The organism is Streptomyces sp. NPDC001380 (assembly GCF_042895785.1).
GTDB lineage: Bacteria > Actinomycetota > Actinomycetes > Streptomycetales > Streptomycetaceae > Peterkaempfera.
This window is the reverse complement of the sequence record NZ_JBIAWP010000025.1, coordinates 27442-48509: the sequence shown is the minus strand read 5'-3', so window position 1 is coordinate 48509 and position 21068 is coordinate 27442. Positions and strand designations below refer to the sequence as shown.

Sequence of the window (21068 nt, the reverse complement as noted above, 5' to 3'; positions counted from 1 at the left end):
CCTCATGTGCCGCATGCATGCGTAGACTGGGCCGGTGAGAGCAGACGCCGCGCGCAATCTGGAGAACGTGCTGACCACAGGCGCCCGCCTGCTGGCGCAGGACCCGTCCACGAGCATCGCCGCCATCGCAGCCGCCGCAGGGGTGGACCGCCGCACCGTCTACCGGCGCTTCGCCTGCCGCGAGGACCTTCTCGCGGCCGTCTACCAGGCCCGTCTCGACGCGGTCGAACGCGCCGTGGACGCCGCCCGGCTGGCCACCGCCCCCGTCGCGGTCGCACTGCACCGCTACGCCGAGGGCGTCATCGCCGTCAACCGGACGTGGCCCGTCGAACTGGGGCGCATGCACGCCGACGAGACGATCCGCGAACGCCGTGCCCGCCTGATCGACCGGGTCGACGCCTTCCTGCGGCGGGCGGCCGACGAGAGCCTGCTCCGGAGCGACCTGCCCGCCGGATGGGCGGGCGCGCTGCTGCGCCAGCTCCTGCACCTGGCCACGGCGGAACTGCCGGAGCTCGACGCGGGGCAGGCGGCCGACGTCCTGGTGGAGACGTACCTGCGGGGGGTGGGCCGGGGATGAGACGACCCCCGGACCTTCGAGGACGACCCGCCCGGCGCCGTCCCGGTCCCGCCCGGCGCCGTCCCGGTCCCGCCCGGCGGCGGGTGCACGTGCCCGCCTCGGCGTTTTCTGCCTGCTGAGTGCCTGGAGACCGGGGCGGTCCGCTGCCTGGCTGGTCGGAGCGGGGAGACGGATCCCGCCGGCGCGGCCCTGTGCGTGCCGGCCGGGGCCCGTGCGCCGGGTCCGGGCCCGTACCGGCGGACGAACGCCTCGCCCTGGAAGGAGAGCCGGTTCTGCACGGACATCGCGCCGCCGAGCACGGCGATGCGGTCCAGGCTGCTGCGGGAGACGGTGTCCGCGCGGTCGAACAGCCACCTGTCGCCGGCCGGGAAGAGGCCCTCGGCGGCGAGCTTCTCGAAGACCGCGAGGTCGCGCCGGATGGTCTCGTCGTAGGTGGCGTGCAGGCGGAAGCCCCAGCCGTTCTCCATGAGCAGGCGCACGGCCTTCTCGAAGGACTCCGCGTAGCCGTCGCCCAGTTCCGGGCGGGGCTGGGCGAAGTTCTCGAAGTCCGCCGCCGCCCAGACCAGGTTCTCGCCCGCGCCGTTGAGGCGCAGCCACGCGTCCCCGTCCTCGGGGCGGACCATGCCGATCCAGCGGGCGAGGTCGTCGAGCTCCTGCCCGGCGGTCTGCGGGAAGAGGTGGTAGGCGATGCGCAGGGTGAGCTGCCCGGCCTCGGCGAGCTCGGTGATGGTGCCGTAGTCGTCGGGGAAGTTCTGGAACCCCCCGGCCGCGTCGACGGCCGACGTCAGCCCGAACCTGTTCAGCTCACGGAGGAAGTGCCGGGTGGAGGTCTTGCGGTGCTCGCCGTCGAGCACCGGGGCCTTGGCCAGGGTGGAGTACAGGACCAGGGCGCTGGGGGCGGCCAGCAGCATGCCGGTCGGCTCGCCGGTCCGGCCCCTGACGGTCTGTCCGCCCCTGGGGTCCGGGGTGTCGCGGGTGAACCCGGCGGCCTCGACCGCCACCCGGTTGAGGAGGGCGGACTGGTACAGGTGCAGGACGAACACCGGGGTGTCCGGCGCCGCGGCGTTCAGCTCCGCGAGGGTGGGCAGGCGCCGCTCGGCGAACGGCTCGGCCGAGAACCCTCCCGCCACGCGCACCCACTGCCCCTTCGGCGTGCGGGCGGCCTGCTCGCGCAGCATCGCCGGGGCCTGGCGCAGGGACCGGACCCCGTCCCAGCGCAGCTCCAGCACGTAGGTGAGGCCGCCCCGGATGACGTGCAGGTGCGAGTCGTTGAGGCCGGGGACGACCCGGCGGCCGAGCGCGTCGACCGCCCTCGTCCCCGGGCCGACGTGGGGGGCCACGTCCGCGTCGTGGCCGACGACGGTGACGACGCCGTCGCGGATGGCGACCGCCTCGGCCTGCGGGCGGTCCGGATCCCCGGTGTGGACCCTGGCGTTGCGGACGATCACGTCCGCGGCGTCGTCGACGGCCCGGGGGGCCAATCCGCCGACCGGCATCGTGGGCACCTGGAGACCTCCGGGGGGAGAGAGGGGTTTCGCTTCCGGCCACCCCCGGCATCGGCGCCGGGCGGTGGGGCCCGCGGAACCCCTGCGCCGCTCGCCCGGACAGGGCTGGACGGCACCGGTGGATCCGGGGACCTCGGCGGCCGGGCGGCCACCCCGAGGGGTGGTCGCGCCGGCCGCACGACAGGAACGCCAGGCGCCGAAGGCCCCTCCGTTTTGTCCGGGAGCGCACCGGACATGTCCCGCCCGCGCACCCCTCCGTCCCCCCTCCGCACCCCTACGCCACCCGCACCACCGACTTGCCCGGCCCCGGGGCGGCCTGCGCGGCGATCATCCGCGGCACGTCGTGGAAGCCGTGCACGGCGCCCACCGGCGTCGTGATCTCCCCCCGTGCCGCCAGGTCGGCCAGGCGGTCCCACACGGCGGCCTCGGCCGCCGGCTCCCCGGGGGTGGCGAGGACGCCGACGGCGGTGTAGTTGCGCAGCAGCATGTCCATCGGGTCGAGGGGGACGGGGCTCCCGCTCGCCAGGCCGACGACGGCGATGCGTCCCCGCGGGGCGATGCTCCTGAGCGCCGTCGCGGCGGTGGCCCCGCCCACCGGGTCGTAGACCAGGTCCACACCGCGCCCCTGGGTGATCGCGTCGATCCGGGCGGTCATGTCGCCGGCGCGGTGGTCCACCACGTGGTCCGCGCCGTGGCGTGCGCAGAACGCGAGCTTCTCCGGGCCGCCCGCGACCGCGATCGTCGTCGCGCCCAGCGCCCTGCCCAGCTGCAGGGCAGCGGCGCCGGTGCTGCCGGCCGCGCCCAGGACGAGCAGCGTCTGCCCGGGCTCGACCGGGGCCCGCTCGACGAGTGCGGCGTACGCCGTGCGGAAGCCGATCGGGAAGCCGCCGGCCTGCTCGTCCGTCATGCCCGGCGGGATGCGGACGGTGGAGTGCTCGCGCAGGTAGGCGTACTCGGCGTACCCGCCCCACCCCTCCAGGAACGCGGTGATGCCGGCCACCCGGTCGCCGACCGCGAACCGCGAGCCGGGCGGCACGGCGACGACCTCCCCGGCCGCCTCCTCCCCCAGGCCGAACGGAGGGGCGCCGAGCAGGGGGAAGCGGCCTGCCGCCATCAGCACGTCCGGGAAGCCGGCACCCGCGGTCCGCACCCGGATGAGCAGCTGTCCGGGCGGCGGCTCGGCCCAGACCGTCTCCTGGAGTTCGATCCCCTCCTCGGGATCGCCGAACGCCACCAACCGCCATGCACGACCGGAGAACACAGCCGGCCCTCCTCTCCTGTTCGTCGCGCCCCCGCCGCGGGCGTGCCGCCGGCGGGAGCGCTCACTGCTCCGGCACGCGTGTGCCGTCGGAATCGCGGACCGGTCCGGCCGGGGAGGACTGCCCTCCCCCGCCCGGACCGGTCCGCAGGACGCTTCACCGCCGCGCCGGCCCCCTCGGGGACGTGGCCGGCGGCGTCGCACCACGGGCGTCACACCGTGGGCGTCACACCATGAGGCTCACCCGCTCGTCGACGCCGAGGAGCGACTTGCCGTACACCTCAAGGCCGACCGCCGGGACCAGGCCGGCGTGGCGTGCCGCGGTGTTGGCGTCCCTCCAGATGCGCTGCAGGGGGTCGGAGTCGGCGAACGCGGACGAGCCGTACGCGTCCAGCAGAATGCCGATCGCCTGGACGACCTCGCGGGCCGCGTACCCGGCCCGCGCCCTGACGGACGTGCGCGTCCCGTGGTCCAGGGGGCCGGAGGCGGCGGCCCGGTCCACCTGGGCGACCGCGTCGTAGGTGTGGAGCCGGGCCGTCTCCAGCCTCAGCGCGGCCTCGGCCACCTGCGTCTGGAAGCCCACCGAATCCGCCTGCCGGCCGTGCACGGTGAAGGACAGCGGCTTGGTGGCGGCGGCCTCGACCACCAGGTCCAGGGCCGCCCTTCCGAGCCCGAGCAGCGGCCCGACCAGGCACAGCAGCAGCATCGGGGCGAACGACGCGCCGTACAGCGCCTCGTCCCGGGGCGAGCGCGGGTAGACGCCCTCCGCGGCCGCCGGCACCGACAGCACGCGGTGCTCGGGCACGAAGACGTCCTCCGCGATGAGGGTGTTGCTGCCGGTCGCCTTCATGCCCGCCGTGAACCAGGTCTCCTCGACGGCGAGCTCGCGGGCGGGAACGAGGACCAGGGCCTGGTCCGCGACCTCCCCGGCCTCGTTCTTCAGCAGTGCCCCGACGGCCGCCCAGGTGGCGTACGCGGAGCCGGAGTTGTACGACCAGCGGCCGCTCACCCTCCAGCCGCCCGGGACCCGCTCGCCCATGCCCGTCGGCGCCGCCACGCCGGTCACGCGGGCATCGGGGTCGGCGCCGAACACCTCCTCCTGCGCCTGGTCGGGGAAGAGGCTCGCCAGCCAGTTGGTCACCGAAATGATCATTCCGACCCACGCGGCGGAACCGTCGCCCGCCGCGAGCGCCTCCGACACCTCGGTCAGCGTGCGCAGGTCGGTCTCGTGCCCGCCGTACCGCCGGGGGGTCAGCAGCCGGAACACCCCGGCCCGCGCCAGCGCGTCGACGACCTCCCCGGGTACCGCGCGGTCCGCCTCGCCCTGCGCGGCGTGCTCCCGCAGCAGGGGCTGCAGCGCGACCGCACGCGCCACCAGCTCCTTCCTGAGGTCGCCGCCGGCCGGCGTTCCGGACGCGTCGTCGCTGAGGGTGATGTTCACGGTTCTCCTTGTACGGTTCGGTGCTCCGGGCGGGGTCCCGCGGTCACGGAGGTGCGCGGTCACGGCCGGACGTGTGTGCGCGGACGGGGAACCCCGTCCGGCGGGATCGGGCCGGCGGTGGTCAGCCGACCGCGTCGAGAGCGATCTTCGCAAGGAGGGCGGCGAACTCCTCGGGGGCGGACAGGAAGGGCGAGTGGTGGCTCGCAAGCCGGTGGACGGCCCCGGCCCGGGCCGCCATCGCCTCCTGGTTCTGCAGCGGCAGGGCCCGGTCCTGCTCGCAGACGACGTACGTGGAGGGGACGGTGTGCCATCCCGCCCGGGTCAGCGTCTCGGCGAAGGACCTCGTGCTCTGCGGCACCAGCCGCCGTGCGGCCTCCTCCGCCTCGGCCGCGGGCACGCCCCCGTAGAACAGGTGGACCGGGTCGTCCGGCACGGGCTGGACGCCGTGCGGCTCCTCCGGGAGGGGCGCGCCGTACTGGCCCAGGAGGCTCTCCCCGGCGTCGAGCTGGAACGCCGCCACGTAGACCGCGTGCGCGACGCCGGAGGCGGAGGCGAGGGCCTGGCTGACCGGGGCGCCGCCGTAGGAGTGCGCGACGACGACGACCGGGCCGTCGATGCGCTCCACCTCCGCGAGCACCGCCCGGGAGTCGTCGTGGAGGCCGGCGTCGGGCCCGCCGGCACTGGGCAGATCGACGGTGCGGGTGGTCCAGCCGTCGTCCTCGAGCAGCGGCCTCACCCGGTCCCAGCACCAGGAGCCGTGCCACGCACCGTGCACCAGCAGCAGGGTCGGGCGGGAGTTGTCAGCAGTCACGGCAGTGTCCTTAATCGTGGTGGGGGAGAGGCGTTCGAGAGGCCGCGCCAGAAGCCTAAGAGGGTTTGGACATGCCGTCCAACGTAACGTCCGACACACTGTCCAGCGGCGCGGCCCGGCGTGCGGGACCGCGGACACCGGCGGACGGCTCCGGACCGGGCCTCCGGCGGCGCTCCGGACGCCGGTCGCATGGTTGGACATCGCGTCCACGCCCCCATAGCCTCCTCGCAGCGGCGGTCCGCACCGCCGCCCTCCCCCGCCCGCGGTCGGAGCCCCGGTGTTCCCGCGGCCGGGATCCCCGCCCCACCTCCGAGGACGACGCGATGCCTTCGACCACCCGACGCCCCTCAGCCGCAGCGGACCGGCGGGCCGCGCTCGAGAAGCGGATCCTGGGCGTCATCGGGGACCTGCTGGGCGGCGGCGCCGGCTACACGGAGCTGAGCGTGGAGCAGATCGCCAACGCGGCGGGGATCTCCCGCTCGACCTTCTACCTGTACTTCCGCGACAAGGTGGACGTGCTCCTGCGGCTCAGCACCGCCCTGAAGACGGAGAGCTACGCGATCGTCGACGCGTGGCACCCCTCGGGTCCGGACGGCGGGGCCGACGGCCTGACGCGCGTCTACCTGCGCATCATCACGCACTACCGCCGGCACGCGGCGCTGCTGGCGGCCATCAGCGAGGTGGCCGCGTACGACCCGGCCGTGCGCGAGGCCTGGACGGCCCACCAGGACCACTTCGTCCGGAAGACCGAGACGCTGCTGACGGAGGAGCGGCAGGGCGGCCGGACCCCGACGGACGTCGACCCCCTGCTCGCCGCCCGGCTGATCGTCACCGGGGGCGCCCAGGTCATCGCCCGGCAGGTGCTCGACGGCGACACCGCCGGCGATGCGGCGGTCGCCCGCGAACTGGCCGCCTGCTACTGGTACGGCGTGTACCGGCGCCCGTCCGGCCCGGACGCCGGCTGACGCACGGCGGCGCCGGCGGGTGCGGTCCCGGGCGAGGAACCGCCTCCCGCGGATGATCCCGGCGCCCCGGGAGGCGGCGGGCCGCCCGACGGGGGCGCAGGCGCCCCGGACCCCGTCCGGGAGGGGCCCCCGGGCACACCACCCCGCCGTGCTGTCGGAGTCGGCCGGGTCCGTCCGGCACGGGGCCGGTCCTCCGACGTGCGGTGCACCGCGCCGGCCCCTCCCGTCCGTCGACGGGCAGGAGGGGTCCGTGCGCGACCGGCCGGACACGGCTAGTGGTCGATGCCGACGACGACCTTGCCCGTGGCGGTGCCGTCCGCCACCGCGGCGTGCGCGTGCGCGACGTCGGCGAGGCCGAACCGGCGGGGGTCCAGCAGCGGCCTGAGGCGGCCCGAGTCGGCCAGGGCGGTGATCTCGCGCAGGATCTCGCCGTGGTGCTCACGGCCGCGGCCGGTCAGCATGGGCGCCAGGGTGAAGACCCCGGAGTACGTGGCGCCCCGGAAGGACAGCGGAGCGATGCTGTGCGTCCCCCAGCCGAGGGAGCTGAGGACGTGTCCGGTGTAGGTCCGGGCGATGGCGAAGGACGCGTCCAGGACCGGCCCGCCGACGGTGTCGTAGACGACGTCGAAGCCCTCGCCGCCGGTGAGGCGCTCGGTGTACTCCTGCGGCGTCTCGGCGGTGAAGTCGATCGCCGTGGCCCCGAACTCCTCGACGGCCTTCAGGCGGTGGGGGGCGTCGGTGCCGAAGACCTCGGCGCCGCGGGCACGGGCGATCTGGATGCCCACGTGGCCGACGCCGCCGGCGCCGCCGTGCATGAGGACCTTGTGCCCCGCGCGCACCTGCGCCCGGTCGACCAGGCCCTCCCAGGCGGTGATGGCCACCAGCGGCAGCGCGGCCGCCTCGCGCATGTCCAGGGACGCCGGCTTGGGCGCCAGCAGCCGGGCGTCGACCGCCGCGTACTGGGCGAGGGAGCCCTGCAGGTCGCCGACGCCGCCGGTCATGCCGTAGACCTCGTCGCCCGGGGCGAACCCGGTGACCCCTTCGCCCACCTGCTCGACCACGCCGGCCAGGTCGAGGCCGAGCACCGCGGGGAGCGTGCGCTCGGCGTGCGCGGCCTGACCCGCGCTGATCTTGAGGTCGAGCGGGTTGACCCCGCTCGCCTCGATCCGCACCAGCACCTGGCCGGGGCCGGCCACGGGCTTCTCGATCTCCTTGAGCACCATCGGGGTGCCGAACTCTTCCAGGACTGCTGCACGCATGGTGCCACCTTCGGATGTGCGTTGCCGAAAACACGTGTCGGGGGCGTTCAGCACCGCTGGGCCCTCCTTAATCAAACAGACTAGTTCGTTTGATTAAGGAGGGCAAGCGGCCGCCGGACGGACCGCCCGGGAGGGCCGGGCGGGTTCGGGGCGGCCGGGGCGCACGGGCGGCGCGGCCCTCAGTCGGGGCGCTTGACGGCGCGGCCGACCAGGAAGGTCTCGGCGGCGGTGATGCCCAGGCCGGTGAGGTCCTCGCTGAGGAAGCGGTACAGGGCCGCGGTGTCCGGCAGCCACAGTGCGAGGAAGAGGTTGTTGCGCCCGGTGCCGGCCAGTGCGCCGTGCACGGCCGGGTGCGCGGCGAGGGTGCGGCCCACCGCGTCCAGCCGGTCGGGCGGGAGCTGCAGCCACACGTTGGCGTCGACGTGCAGGCCCAGGCGCCGGGGATCGACCAGGACCTCCGTGCGCAGCAGGCCGTCGGCGAGCAGGGCGGCAAGCCGCCGGCGGACCGTCGAGGCCGGATGGCCGGTGCGTTCGGCGACGCCCGACGCGGACAGCCGGCCGTCCTCGGCCAGGGCGGCCGCGATGGCCCGGTCGGCCTCGTCCGGCTCCCGCCGCGCCGCGGCGGCGGGAGCCGGGGTGAGGGCCTGCCGCTCGGCCGGGTCGAGCACGTCCAGCCGCCACTGGCCGGACTGCCGGAAGACGTGCAGCACCGTCTGCGCCTCCACCGAGGTGACGGCGCTGGTGGCGGGCAGCTGCTGGAGGAGCAGGCGGTTGTGCGGGGCGGCGCCGCGGGTGAACTGGACGGCGTGGATCTCGTCGCCCGCGGCGGACACGTCCAGGAACGGGATGTCCTCGCGGGCGGCGAGCACCGCGGCGATCTGCTCGAGCCTGCCGCGCAGCACGCGGATGCGGAGCTGCACCGCTCCCAGGTCCCCGGGCTGCTCCAGGCGGCCGCGGATGCGGACGGTGCCGTCACGGGTCAGCGCCCGCAGCCGCCGGTGCACCTCGTGCGTGCTCATGCCGAGTACGTGCGCCAGCCGTTCCGCGGCCGCGCGGCCGTCGTACTGCAGGGCGGCGACCAGGCGCTGGTCGGCGGCCGACAGGACGGCTGTGCCACCGGGACCGGGGACGCCGCCGCGGCCGGTTTCGCTGTGTTTCACACCGTGCAGTGTGGCGCAGGGTCAGTCGCGGATCGCGGCGAGCATCAGCGAGTGCAGTGGCTGCGGGGCTGCGAGGAAGCCGTCGGCGCCGACCCGCCACGGCCGTCCGGCGAGGTCGGTGACGGCGAGGCCGGCCTCCGCGGCGATCAGGGCGGGACCGGTCAGGTTGGCGTCGTCGGTGCCGTACTGCCAGAAGCCGTCCAGCCGGCCGGCCGCGGTGTCGGCGATCTGCCAGGAGGTGGCGCCGAGGTTGCGGACCGCACCTGCCTTCGGGAGCAGCGCGCTCAGCGACCGGCCCGCGCCCCGCACCGCCTCGGGCTCGCGGGCGATCCCGGGCGGCTGGCTGGTGCCGAGCAGGGCGGCGTCGAGCGTGCGCTTGACGGAGGGGCGCATCGGCCTCCCGTCGCGCCGGGCGCCGCCGCCGGACGTCGCGGTGCAGGTCTCGCCGAGCAACGGGCTGTGCAGGACCGTGGCCACCGCCCGGCGCTCGCGCACCAGGGTGAGCGAGACGCACCACTGCGGCAGCCCCTGGAGGAGCTGCACCGCGCCGTCCACGGCGTCGGCCAGCCACACCTCTCCGTGCTCGGGCAGCCGGGTGTCCAGCTCGTCGGCCCACACGGCTGCGGGCCGCAGCGGGCCGAGGCGCTCGTGCATCAGGGCCAGCGCGGGCCCGTCGACGGCCGAGAAGCGGAGCAGGAACTCGTCGCGGTCCCGGGCCGGCTCGGGAGGGAGGTCGAGCGTGCGCAGCAGCGCGCCGACGGCGTGGACGGCTTCGGTCATCGGGCCGAGCAGCTGGTGGTCCGTGGGTGGCATGACGGGGGTCCTCCGGTCCGGGTCGGTGCACTGCGGGGTTGCCGGTGCACTGCGGGGTTGCGGAACGAGCCTGCCGCCGCCCGGGCCGTACCGGCCGCCTGCGGCCCCGTTCGCGGTCGGATCCCGCGTGATCGGCCGACGTGGTGAGCGTTCCTGCCGTCCCGGCCGGCCTCGGTGGCGGTCCGTGCACGGCCCGGCGCCCGCACGAGGACGGTAGGCCTGTGCGCCGAGGGCCGCCGCCCACGCGGCCCGGTACCGCATTTCACGATTCAACGAGCTTTTGATCATACTGTCGGAGGCGTGTTCCCTCCGCGGCCGCGGAGCGGGACCGTCGCCGGTGCCTGCCCTCCTCCGGGACGGGGCGGTCCGGCGGCACGCGTCCGTCCGCGGCCGGACCGGAGGGGCATCCCGTCCGCGGACGACGTGCGCGACCTCGCGCGCCCCCGTCACAGCACTCGACCGACGGTCCGGCGGAACGGTCGGCGCCGGACCGGCCCGTCCGCGAGGGGCCTGGAGGACGGCGCGGAAGGCCGCCGACCGGAGGGTCGGGCCGCCACTCCGCGGCCGCCCGCAGAAGACAGGGAGTAGGGCCTCAATGCACGACCATGACACGGCGTCGGCGGACACGGGCGCCGAACGGCTCATCGCGGGGCGTTACCGTCTGCTGTCCGTTCTCGGTGCGGGCGGCATGGGCACCGTGTGGCGCGCCCGCGACGAGGTGCTGCACCGCGAGGTCGCCGTCAAGGAGGTGCGCACCCCCGCCGGACTGGCGGCCGACCGGGTCGCTCAGATGTACGCCCGCCTGGAGCGGGAGGCCTGGGCGGCGGCGCGCATCAGCGCCCGGGGGGTGGTGACCGTCCACGACGTGGCCACCCACGACGGCCGGCCGTGGATCGTCATGGAGTTCGTCCGCGGCCGGTCGCTGGCCGATGTGCTCGCCGCCCGGGGGGCGCTCCCGCCGCGGGAGGCCGCGCGCGTGGGCGCCGAGGTGCTGGCCGCGCTGTGCGCGGCCCATGACGCCGGGGTGCTGCACCGCGACGTGAAGCCGGCCAACGTCCTGCTCACCGACGACGGCAGGGTGGTGCTCACCGACTTCGGCATCGCCAGCGTCGAGGGCGACCCCGGGCTGACGATGGCCGGAGAGGTCGTCGGCTCCCCCGAGTACGTGGCACCGGAGCGGGCACTGGGCCGGACCCCCGGCCCCGCATCGGACCTGTGGTCCCTCGGCGCCCTGCTCTACACGGCCGTCCAGGGGCGTTCGCCCTTCCGGAGGACCACCCCCCTGGCCACCCTGCGCGCCGTCGTCGACGAGGACGTTCCCCCGCCGGACCGGGCCGGCCCCCTCGCGCCCGTCATCGAGAGCCTGATGCGCAAGGATCCCGCCGAGCGGATGACGGCCGGACAGGCCGGGCGGGAGCTGCGCCTGGCCGCGGCCGCCGGACGTGAGGGGGCCGGTCCGGCCGCGCCGCCCGCAGCGGTCACCGACGGGCCGGCCACCCTCGAGTTCCTGGCCGGGAGGGCCGCGCCGGACGCCACGGCGCCGTCGCCGGTCCCGGGGGGCGGTCCCGACGCCGGGACCACGGCGGCCACGGTCGACGCCCCCACGGTCGACGCGCTCACGGCGCAGGGACACGGCGCTCCGGGGGACGGGAGGACCGCCGCCGGCGTCCCCGGCCCCTCCGCAGCACGGACGGCGGCGATGACGATGCCGATGACGACAGCCACGGTCGGCACACCCACGGTCGACGCCCCCCTCGGCGGTCCCACCGCCACGGCGGAGCAGGTGTCCGCCGGCGGACAGGCGGCAGCCGCCGCCGGGACCGCCGTCCCGGCACCCCGCTCGCCTGGTGACGCCGCTTCCGCACCCGCCGTGGACAGCCCGGCCGTGCCCGGTGCGCCTCCCTCCTCCGCCGTGCCGCCCTCCGCCGCGCCGCCTTCCGCCGCGCCACGCCGAGCGCCGGCACCGTCCCCGGCCGCGCGCACCGCCGGATCCCCCGCCGTGGGAGCGGACCCGGCGGGGCCCGCGCCCGTCGCCGCGCCGTCGGCCGCTGCCGCGGCGTCCGAGCCCCCGGACACCGGGGCGTCCGGTTCCGGCTCCGCGCGGCGGAGCCGGCGGACCGGGTACCTGGTCTCCGCGGCGGTGGTCGTCACCGCACTGCTCGCCGGCGGCCTGAGCCATGCCCTCGTCGGGGGCGACCGCGAGGACCGGACGGGTGGCGACCAGCCCGCAGGACGGACGCAGAGCGCTGCCGACGGTGCGGTGGGAGACGGGCAGGACGGAACCGCCGCGCAGCGCGTCGCCGTCACCGTGACGGGCGACGCGACCACGTACGTCGGGGACTGCCCCCCGGCCGGCTCCGCGGGGCCCGCCTTCACGGCGACCTTCACGGTGTCCGAGGTGCCCGTCCGGTTCTCGTACCGGTGGGTCTCGGCGAACGGCTCCGTGGTCGACCGGCAGTGGCGGACGCTGTCGTTCCCGGAGGGCGGGCCCCGCACCCACCGGGAGACGGTGCGGCTGTCGACGTACGCGCAGGCCGGAACGCTCCGCAGCGCGATGGCCGTGGAGATCCGGTCGCCGTTCCACGCCGTGTCCGACCCGGTGCCGTTCTCGGTCACGTGCCTGACGACGGGCGGCTAGACGGTTCGGCGGGGTCTCCCCGTCAGCCCGGGCCGTCCCCGGGCGTCCGTCGTGCGTCGAGCGGGCTGCCTCCGGCCGGATCCGGCCCCGACCGGCGCCGCGGGCGCCGATGACGGGCCGTCCCGCAGCGACGTGGGCCCGTCCCCCCTCAGTCCTCAGTGGTTCACCTTCAGCGTGCGGTCCCCTCCCCCGCACACCCGGACTTTCGCAAGGAGTTCCTTTGTCGTCGGTCATCGTGGGACACACCGGTCCCTTCGCCGGTCAGAGCCTCGTCGTGGGCGGCGCTCCGATCCGTTTCGGGCGCAGGAGCGACAACGAGGTGGTCCTCGTCAGCGCCAGCGCGTCCCGCCTGCACGCCGAGATCGTCACGGAGGACGGCGCGGCCGTCCTCTACGACCGGGACAGCCGGAACGGGACCCGGGTCAACGACCGGCGCATCACCCGCCACGTGCTCGTGCCCGGCGACCGCATCAGCATCGGCGACGAGACGTTCCTGTTCGAGACGCAGGAGGCCATGGAGACGGCCATGGCCCTCTCCCAGCTCGACCTGCCCGGCGCCGACGCCCCGGAGAACCCGGACGAGCTGCGGGTGACGGTGAGCGGAGGAGGCCCGGTCGGGCTCGCCTTCGCCCTGCTGCTGGAGGCCGCGCTGCCCGGAAGGGTGGCCGTCACCGTCCACGACGGCCGGTGGACCAGGAACGGCCCGACCGTGGTCTGGAAGGACGAGACCCACGGCAACGTCCGCCGCCAGCAGGTGGTCACCGTCCAGAGCCGGCAGTACCTCGCCCTGACCGACGCCATGCAGGCGGCCCTGTTCGACGCGGGCGAGTACTCCGAGATGTGGCCGGTGGGGCCGGACTCCGTGGACGGCCGGCCGCCCCGCAACATCCGGATCGCCTACATCGAGGACAAGCTGCTGGAACTGGCCAACGCCAGTCCCGCCATCCGCCTGGTACCGGAGCGTTTCGATGCGGCGGAGCACCGGCACCGGCTGTCCCGGGAGCACGTCCTGGCGATCTGCGAAGGCGGCCGGTCGCGGACCCGCGAGCACTTCGTCGACCGCTTCGGCGCGTCCGACGCCTCGATCTACTCCCTCGACGGGGAGCACCTGCAGGACGTCGTGCTGGGACTGCGGGTGAAGTCCCGGCTCCCGGATCCGATGAGCGTCCTGCTCACCGTGGCGCAGAACCGCTTCCTGCTCAACTCGCTGAACGGCGAGGGCTTCCTCAACATGCGGCTGACCCGCGACGAGGCACGCGACGTCATCGGCATCGACCCCGTCCGGCACGTCTTCGAGGAGTGCATCGCGGCCCGGCCCTGCGTGATGAGCCGTCAGGAGGACAACGAGTTCGTCTGCCCGACCCACGGAACCCTCTTCCTGCCCGCCCTGCTGCGCAGCTCGCCGCTGTGGAAGCGGATCCAGGACGGTCTGAGGCTGTTCGGCGTCGCCGAGGAGGACCTGAGCGCCGTCACCTCGTTCCGGCTGGACATGGTGCAGCGCCCCCGGTTCACGGCGCAGCTCACCCGCCCCACCGCCACCAGCCCCGGAACGTACGGCTTCCTGCTGGGCGACGCGGCCAACGCCATCCACTTCTGGCCCGGACGCGGCCTCAACAGCGGTCTCGCCTCGGCGGTCTCCCTGGCCCGCTCGCTCGGCCGCACCTGGCGGGGCCGTCCGCTGCGCGACGCCGACTTCATCCGCCACGAGGCGGCGATGTCCATGCTCCAGTACCGGCACAAGAGCCGGGCCTGGAACGCCATGGTCACCACCGACGAAGAGGGCGTGACCCGCGCCGTCAAGGACGTCATCGCCCGGAGCACGGAGGAGGGCCGGGTGTCCGGACCCGGCACCGGGCCGTCCGACCTGGACGTCCTGCTGGACCGCATGCGGGCGATCCGTGAGCGCCTCGCCCCCCGCCTCCCCGGCATGCCGGACGACGGGGAACTGCGCGGCCACCTGTCGGCCCTGGCCCCGTCGACCCTGCGGACCCTGCAGGAGAGCGGCGCGTGGGACACGCTCGTCGTCGGCGGCGAGGAGGCCGACATCGACATCTTCTACCAGCCGGACATCCCCGTGCACATCCCCCAGCCCGTCGATCCGCGCCTGGCCGGCCGGACGGCGGAACCGCCGCGGACGGGCGCGCTGGACCCGGCGTGAGGCGTGCGCGGTCCGTCCCGTGACCGCGCCCCCTTCCCCACGGCCGTCGCGGCCGTGGGGAAGGGGGGTGGGGGTGGCGGGGAGCCGGCCCGGGCGGGCGGCCGCGTCCGGGGGTGTGCCGGGTACCGGGGCTCAGGCCGCGTCCGCCCGGACCGCCCGCGCCAGGGTGAGCATGGTCCGGTTGAGCGGCGCCGGGACCCCGAGTCGTTCCGCCGTCCGGACGACCGCCCCGTTGATCAGGTCGTGCTCGAGCGGAAGCCCGGCGAGGCGGTCGTACAGCATGGAGGTCCCGTTGTCGGCGGTGAAGAGCCCGCTGAGGGCGAAGACGTCCCGGACGTCCTGCTCCCCGACGTCCGCGCCGGCGGCGGCGCCGACGGCCGCCGCCTCCCGTACCAGGGCCTGGGCGAGGCTCCTGACCTCGGGGTCGTCGAAGACGTCCATGCGGCGGAGGGTGAGGGCGGTGATCGGGTTCGCGGCGACGTTGCTCAGGAGCTTCCGCCACGCCTCGGTGGTGAAGTCGGACGCGAGCCGGACGTCCAGGCCGCCGCCGTCGAGGACGGCCGCCAGGGCCGAGCCGGCGCGGCCGGACGGGACGACGAGGGCGCCGCCGAAGTGGCGCCTGACCCGTCCGGGCGCCACCCGCTCGGCGGCGATCAGGGCGAGGGCGGGCAGGATCTCGGCCTCCGGGGCGAGCGGCTGGACCCGCTCCACGTGGTCGATGCCGTTCTGCGCCACCACGACGGTCGTGCCGCTTCCGGCGAGGGCGCGGAGCCACGGCTCGGTGCTCCCCGTGTCGTGCGCCTTGACGGTGAGGAAGACCCACGCCACCGGGGCCAGGCCCTCCGGGGTCGTGACGATCCGTGCCGGCACCCGGTGCTCCCCGGCCTGCTCCTCGACGACCAGCTCGCCGAAGGGCGACCTGACGCACTGCAGCACCTCGTGGCCCGCCCGGTGGAGGGAGGAGGCCAGGACCCCGCCGATGGCCCCGCCGCCGATCACGGCGACGCGGACCGGAGAGGAGGGACGGACGGTATCGGACTTCATGCGTGTTCCTTCGTGCGTGGGGTTGCGGTCGTTGCCGGGGCGCCGACGGTGGGCGGCCCCGGCGTGGGGATGCGGCCCGGTCGGGCTTCCCGGAGCGGGAGGCCCGGTCGCGGGCCACGTCCCGGATCGCCACGGGCCGACGGTCACGGCCCGCAGATCGGCGGCCCCGAGGGCCCTCCTCGGTGGAGCCGCACCCGTACGGGCCGGGTCCGCGCACCTTCGTCGGACGGCCCGCCGGGAGGTGTCCCCGGCGCCACGCGGGGCGGCGTTCGCGGCGGAGGGCGCCCGGGCGTCGCCGGCGGTGTCCGCGTCGCTGCGGGGCGGCCTCCCCGGTCTGCAGGCGCCGAGGCCCGGCCGACCGGCCCGCAGTGCCCGCGCTCCCCCGTTCGGCGGAGTGACGCCGCGCCCGTCCTGCCTGCTCACCGGGGGAAGGCGGCACCGGACCCGGTGTCCACGGCGAGCCGGGGGCCGCGGGCGGCGGACCGTCCGCACGGCGCAGCCGACCGCCGCCGGATCACCGGGAGGTACGGGGTGCAGGACATGGGCTTCTCCGGCGTCGGCCGGTCCTGACGGCCAGGTCCGGTCACTCACCGCACGGACGCCGGACCGGACCGGTTCACACGGGTTCTCGGATGCGGAGCGGGCTGCCGGGCGCGGCGCCGTCCCGGTCCGCCGTCCGCCGGGCAGAGGGGCCGTACGGATGTCCGCGCGGCCCCTCCCGGCCGGGTGGGGGCGGGGGTCAGCGGGTGGTGATGCGTGCGGCCTGTTCGACGAGGCGGGTGACGGTGGCGGGCCGGGAGACGGTGGCCGCGTGCGAGGCGTCGGCCTCGACGGTGCGGGCGTGGGCGCGGCGGGCCATGAAGCGCTGGGCGGCGTGGATGACCCGGGGGTCGTGCTGCAGGCGGGCGGTGGCGGCGTTCCGGCTGGAGGAGCCGGCGGATGCGCCGTGGACCGGGACCACGGTGGGCCCGGGCGCGGCGGCGGGGCGGGCCGGGGAGGCGGACGTGGTCTTGGCCACGGCGGCGGCGACGGCGGCCGCGCCGAGGACCGCGGCAGCCGTCCAGGCGGCACGGCGCGAGGACGTGCGGTTCATCGTTCCTCCAGGAGGCAGGCGCTGGTTCCGGCTCCCGGCCGTGGTCTGAGCACGCCGGCCGGGAGCCGGACGGACACCACTGTGCACATAAAAATTTCACACAAGCAAATTGCCCGCAACAGGGATGGGGTCGACCGCGCCGCGGCCCGCCGGGGCATTCCCGCCGGAAGCCGTTCCCCGGGAGTCGGACATCACCTCCCGGAGCGCGGGGAGGCCGGACTCACGGGTCGGACGGGACGGGTGCCGTCCGTCACGCGTGGAACGGTGCACGTCCGCCCACCGGCCCCGGAGGGGCTCAGCCCACGGAGATCCCGGCGTCGCCGGGCGAGGACCGGGTCGCGCCCGGCGAGGGCGCGCCCGCATCCGCGGCGGGAAGGGCGTCCGCCGGGGAGGACGGACCCGCCGCAGCGGCCCGCCCGTCCCGGCGCCGACCGTCCCGGCGCCTCGGTCACAACGGCAGACAGCCGGACCGCCGATCAGTCGACGTGTGCGGCGATGGCCCGTGCGCACTCCATCGACTCGGCATGCGCGGTGTCCACCTCCAGGTCGTAGACCATCCCCCGGTGCACCGCATCCGCCTGGGACGCCGCCATCCCGACGACCCGATCACCCCGTGCGACCTCACGGCCCGCGGCGACCGCACCGTCGCACCGGACGCCGACCCACAGCACCCGCAGGTCGCCCAGAGCCTTCCGCCACCGCTCCTGCGAGTCCGGGCCACCGAGGAAGACCTCGTCGACGATGATCCGGGCACCCGCACGGGCCATCGCGGCGACCCCCTCGATCCATGCCGCCTCCAGCATCCGGAACTCCGGTCCGACGACCACCTGCCCGTCCGGAGCGAACCCGATCCCGGCATCCGATGCCCGCACGGACGCGGGCACCGCCTCGACCAGCGCGTCGACCCCGAGAGCCAGCCACGGATCCGGCAGGACCGCCTGCAGACACCGGGCGATCCCGGACTTGCCCGAACTGGAGCCGCCGTTGAGAACGATCACGTCAGTCGTCACCGCGCCACAGTAGGGGCAGCGCAGCACCACGCGGAACGGATTTCCGCGCATGCCGCACCGCCCGCCGCAGCCCGGTGAGCCCTCCCGGACGCAGCCCTGGGCGGCAGGCGGGTCGGGCTGCGGTACGGCCGGGGGGTGCGGCGGACGGGGGCCGCCGGCCCGGTCGAGGGCGCGCAGGTCGTCCAGGCTGTCGGCGAGGGTGTGGGGGCCCAGCACGCCGAGGACCGCCGCCTCGGTCTCGCCGGTGAGGTGGGCGAAGTACTCGGCGGCGTGCATGGTGACCAGGCAGACCCGCGGCCCTCCCGGCCTGGGGGCCCACAGCGCCTTGCCCCCGACGGACGAGCGGTAGATCTCCTCCAGCGTGATCTGCTCGGCGGGCCGGCCGAGACGGACGCCGCCGGACCGGCCCTTGATGGAGGCGACCAGTCCGTCGCGCACCAGCGGGACCATCAGAGGCACGACGGAGAAGACCCGACACCCGGGCGGCGCCGGCACCGCGGAGACGGGTGCCGCCGCGCGCCGGCGCTCCGCCGCGGCGCGGCCGGCGGCCGGGCGGCCCTCCGCCGGGCCCGGCACCCGGCGTTCAGTGCACGGCGTTCAGGGCCGGAGGACGCAGGAGAAGGCGGCGGGCCCGCTCGGCGGCGAAGGCGGCGTCAGCCGCCGCCGGCGAGGGCGCGGTCGCCGGTGTGGGCGCGGACCAGCAGCGCCGCCGCGGCCTTGGCCTGGTCGACGACGGCGCGGTCCTGCAGCAGACGCCCCGACGCAAGAGCCCCGTCGATCAGGAGTCCTATGTGCTGGGCCAGGGCTGCGGCGTCGGCCGCTCCGGCACGGGCGCTCAGCTCGGTCAGCCAGGCCTGCCGCCGCCGCGTGTGCTCCTCGGTCACGGCCCGCGCCTCGGAGCCGGTCTCGGCCTCCACCGCGGCACTCACGAACGGGCACCCGAAGAACCCGTGGCGGTCGAAGGCGCCGGTCAGGGCGTCGAAGAGGCCCACGAGCCGGTCGCGGGGGTCGTCCCCGGCCCGCTCGGCGGCGTCGGACAGCTGCGCCATCCAGGAGTCGTCGGTCCTGCGCAGGTACTCCCCGACGAGCTGCTCCTTGGTGCGGAAGTGCGCGTAGAGCGTGGACTTCGCCACGCCCGACGCCTCGATGACCTGGTCGATCCCCACGCCGCGCAGACCGTGGGCGTAGAAGAGCTCGGCCGCGGCCGCGAGGATCCTCTCCTCGGACCTGGTCTTGCGGATCTTCATCGCCATCACCGCACCTCCCTAATCAGACAGACTAGTACGTCTGATTAGGGAGGGCAATCCTGACCGGCAGGCCGCCCCCGCCCGCCGCCCCCGCCCAGGGGGCCGGACCGGGCAGGGACGGCCTCCGGTGCGCCGACCGCCGGCGCGGGGCTGCTCGACCGGATCCCGGACGGCCCCGCGGAACACCTCGGCCCCTGCGGGACGGACCGTCGCGCCGGCAGGCTCCGCGGCTGCGGCGCGCACCCCCTGCCCGCAGGGGGTGCCCCCCGGGCCGGGCACGGACCGAAGGTGCGACCCTACCCCCTCGCCCTTCGGCGGGGCACCCCGCCCGCGCCCTCCCGGGTCTCCGCACGGCCCGGAGGGACCGGTCCTCCCGGGCGCCGCCGTCGCAGGCGGCGGACGGGCCGCCGCCGGGGGTCAGTGCTCGACGTCGACGACGGCCTTGCCGGCGGCGGTGCCGCTCTCGACCGCCGCGTAGGCGTCCGCGACGGTGGCCAGGGTGAAGCGCCGGGGGTCGAGCAGGGGCCTGAGGGCCCCGGCGTCGGCGAGCGCGGCCACTTCGCGCAGGATCTCGCCGTGGTGCTCACGGCCGCGGCCGGTCAGCATCGGCAGCAGGGTGAAGACGCCGGAGTAGGTGGCGCCGCGGAAGGAGAGCGGCGCGATGCTGTGGGTGCCCCAGCCCAGGGCGCTGACCACGTGGCCGGTGTACGTGCGCACCGCGGCGAAGGAGGCGTCCAGGACCGCGCCGCCGACGGTGTCGAAGACGACGTCGAAGCCCTCGCCGCCGGTGTGCCGGGCGACGTACTCCTCCACCGACGTCGCGGTGCGGTCGATCGGGGTCGCACCGAGGCTCTCGACGACGTCCATGCGCCCGGGCGAGGCGGTGGCGAAGACCTCGGCGCCGCGGGCGCGCGCGATCTGGACGGCGACGTGGCCGATGCCACCGGCACCGCCGTGGACCAGCACCTTCTGCCCGGCACGGACCCCCGCCCGGTCCACCAGGCCCTCCCAGGCCGTGATGACGACCAGCGGCAGCGCCGCGGCCTCACGCATGCCCAGCGACGCCGGCTTGCGCGCCAGCAGCCGGGCGTCCACCGCGGCGTACTGCGCGAGCGACCCCTGCAGGTCGCCGACACCGCCGGTCATCCCGTACACCTCGTCACCCGGGGCGATGCCGGCCACCCCCGGCCCGACCTCCTCGACCACACCGGCCATGTCCAGACCCGGCACGGCGGGAAGGCTGCGCCGCGCGTGCGCCGCCTGCCCGGCGGCGATCTTGATGTCCAGCGGGTTCACACCGCTGGCCTCGACCCTCACCAGCACCTGCCCGGGGCCGGCGACGGGCCTGTCCAGCTCCCCCAGGACCAAGGGCCTCCCGAACTCCTCCAGAATCACCGCACGCATGGCGCCACCTCGATCTCGGGTCGTCGTCTCCTGGTCGGCGGGCCCGTCCCGAACGGCCTCCGAGCCGGTGAGGAAAGGGGTCGCGGGACGGGCACCCTCACTAAAAAAACAGACTAGTACGTTCGATTAAGGGGGGCAACCGGACCCGCCGCCGCTCCCGGGAAGGCGGCCCCGGATGCGCGGCGGCCGCCGGCGCGGCACCGGACGCACCGCGGAGTCCCGCAGCGGACGGGTTCCGCTTCGGGAGGCGCGCGGTGCGGACGGCCCGGCCCGGGCCGGGCGCCGTGCGGTGCGGTGCGGGCGTCGGCGAGGCGGTCGGCGAAGGGCGCGACCGCCTCCTCCCGCTGGTCAGGGTTCGTGTCGCTCGACGTGCTGGAGCACGGTGGTGAACTGCCAGTCGACGGTGCTGTGGTCGATCGCGTCGTGCACCGGCGAGCCGGCCATCTCGCCGGTGATCCCGGCGGCGCCGGAGCGGGCGTGCTCGATGCTGTCGTAGGCGACGATGTCGAGGATCGTGCCGTCGTCCTGCACGACGATACGGCGCCACGCGAAGCCGGGCCGGCGTCTGAGGTACTCGTTGATGTCCGCGTTCGCAGCGACGAAGTCCTCCGGCGTGAGGCCGGGCGCGGGTCGGAGGCTGGTCACTTCCAGGATCTCGGCCATGGGGGCCCTTTCCGATGGTGGG

16 protein-coding genes and 2 pseudogenes are annotated in these 21068 nt (G+C 75.8%); 4 read left to right on the top strand and 14 right to left on the bottom strand.

From position 1 onward, the window contains the following. Positions 1-34 precede the first annotated feature (34 nt). A pseudogene (locus ACFY07_RS24730) lies at positions 35-190 on the top strand (TetR family transcriptional regulator); the annotation flags it as partial. 95 nt (positions 191-285) lie between these two features. On the opposite strand, the gene ACFY07_RS24725 reads toward ACFY07_RS24730, so the two are convergent. From ACFY07_RS24725 to ACFY07_RS24710, 4 genes are all read right to left on the bottom strand, one after another. Beyond that, positions 286-2073 (bottom strand): amidohydrolase, encoded by a 1788-nt coding sequence (locus ACFY07_RS24725; RefSeq protein ID WP_390871774.1) that lies wholly within the window; start codon positions 2071-2073, stop codon positions 286-288. A gap of 283 nt (positions 2074-2356) precedes the next feature. After that, positions 2357-3343 carry an NADPH:quinone oxidoreductase family protein gene (locus ACFY07_RS24720; protein ID WP_390871719.1) on the bottom strand — a complete coding sequence of 329 codons (987 nt, stop codon included), beginning with the start codon at positions 3341-3343 and terminating at the stop codon, positions 2357-2359. A 223-nt stretch (positions 3344-3566) separates the two neighbouring features. Then, positions 3567-4781, bottom strand: a complete 1215-nt coding sequence (locus ACFY07_RS24715; protein ID WP_390871717.1) for an acyl-CoA dehydrogenase family protein — start codon at positions 4779-4781, stop codon at positions 3567-3569. A gap of 121 nt (positions 4782-4902) precedes the next feature. Then, positions 4903-5592 carry an alpha/beta fold hydrolase gene (locus ACFY07_RS24710; RefSeq protein ID WP_390871715.1) on the bottom strand — a complete coding sequence of 230 codons (690 nt, stop codon included), beginning with the start codon at positions 5590-5592 and terminating at the stop codon, positions 4903-4905. A gap of 323 nt (positions 5593-5915) precedes the next feature. Here ACFY07_RS24710 and ACFY07_RS24705 point away from each other — a divergent pair, with 323 nt between their 5' ends. Further along, positions 5916-6557: a TetR/AcrR family transcriptional regulator gene (locus tag ACFY07_RS24705; RefSeq protein WP_390871713.1), complete on the top strand. Its 642-nt coding sequence runs from the start codon at positions 5916-5918 to the stop codon at positions 6555-6557. A 272-nt stretch (positions 6558-6829) separates the two neighbouring features. On the opposite strand, the gene ACFY07_RS24700 is transcribed toward ACFY07_RS24705, so the two are convergent. From ACFY07_RS24700 to ACFY07_RS24690, 3 genes are all read right to left on the bottom strand, one after another. Beyond that, a complete protein-coding gene (locus ACFY07_RS24700) occupies positions 6830-7816 on the bottom strand; it encodes a zinc-dependent alcohol dehydrogenase family protein (protein WP_390871711.1) in 987 nt (328 codons plus the stop codon). A 179-nt stretch (positions 7817-7995) separates the two neighbouring features. Further along, positions 7996-8976, bottom strand: a complete 981-nt coding sequence (locus ACFY07_RS24695) for an Lrp/AsnC family transcriptional regulator (protein WP_390871709.1) — start codon at positions 8974-8976, stop codon at positions 7996-7998. 21 nt (positions 8977-8997) lie between these two features. Continuing rightward, entirely contained in the window at positions 8998-9789 is a 792-nt protein-coding gene (locus tag ACFY07_RS24690; protein ID WP_390871707.1) for an inositol monophosphatase family protein, read from the bottom strand. 595 nt (positions 9790-10384) lie between these two features. Between ACFY07_RS24690 and ACFY07_RS24685 the strand changes: the two genes are divergently transcribed. Both ACFY07_RS24685 and ACFY07_RS24680 read left to right on the top strand, forming a co-directional pair. Next, complete coding sequence (locus ACFY07_RS24685; protein WP_390871705.1) at positions 10385-12427, top strand: protein kinase; 2043 nt, start codon at positions 10385-10387, stop codon at positions 12425-12427. Positions 12428-12647: 220 nt separating this feature from the next. Then, a complete protein-coding gene (locus tag ACFY07_RS24680; protein WP_390871703.1) occupies positions 12648-14585 on the top strand; it encodes an FHA domain-containing protein in 1938 nt (645 codons plus the stop codon). Between the two features lie 132 nt (positions 14586-14717). Here the strand turns inward: ACFY07_RS24680 and ACFY07_RS24675 are convergent, their stop codons facing one another. The 7 genes and pseudogenes from ACFY07_RS24675 to ACFY07_RS24645 all read right to left on the bottom strand — a co-directional run bounded on the left by ACFY07_RS24675 (position 14718) and on the right by ACFY07_RS24645 (position 21028). After that, the gene (locus ACFY07_RS24675) at positions 14718-15629 is read right to left on the bottom strand and encodes a 2-dehydropantoate 2-reductase (RefSeq protein WP_390871701.1); all 912 of its coding nucleotides are present in this window, start codon (positions 15627-15629) and stop codon (positions 14718-14720) included. Positions 15630-16368: 739 nt separating this feature from the next. Next, entirely contained in the window at positions 16369-16722 is a 354-nt protein-coding gene (locus ACFY07_RS24670) for a hypothetical protein (protein WP_390871699.1), read from the bottom strand. Between the two features lie 476 nt (positions 16723-17198). Continuing rightward, positions 17199-17732 (bottom strand): chloramphenicol phosphotransferase CPT, encoded by a 534-nt coding sequence (gene cpt, locus ACFY07_RS24665; RefSeq protein WP_390871772.1) that lies wholly within the window; start codon positions 17730-17732, stop codon positions 17199-17201. Between the two features lie 195 nt (positions 17733-17927). Beyond that, positions 17928-18182: pseudogene (locus ACFY07_RS24660) on the bottom strand (Rrf2 family transcriptional regulator); the annotation flags it as partial. 203 nt (positions 18183-18385) lie between these two features. Continuing rightward, positions 18386-18985 (bottom strand): TetR/AcrR family transcriptional regulator, encoded by a 600-nt coding sequence (locus ACFY07_RS24655; RefSeq protein ID WP_390871697.1) that lies wholly within the window; start codon positions 18983-18985, stop codon positions 18386-18388. A gap of 411 nt (positions 18986-19396) precedes the next feature. Then, positions 19397-20383, bottom strand: a complete 987-nt coding sequence (locus tag ACFY07_RS24650; RefSeq protein WP_390871695.1) for a zinc-dependent alcohol dehydrogenase family protein — start codon at positions 20381-20383, stop codon at positions 19397-19399. Positions 20384-20731: 348 nt separating this feature from the next. Continuing rightward, positions 20732-21028: a hypothetical protein gene (locus ACFY07_RS24645; protein ID WP_390871693.1), complete on the bottom strand. Its 297-nt coding sequence runs from the start codon at positions 21026-21028 to the stop codon at positions 20732-20734. Between the last annotated feature and the right edge of the window lie 40 nt (positions 21029-21068).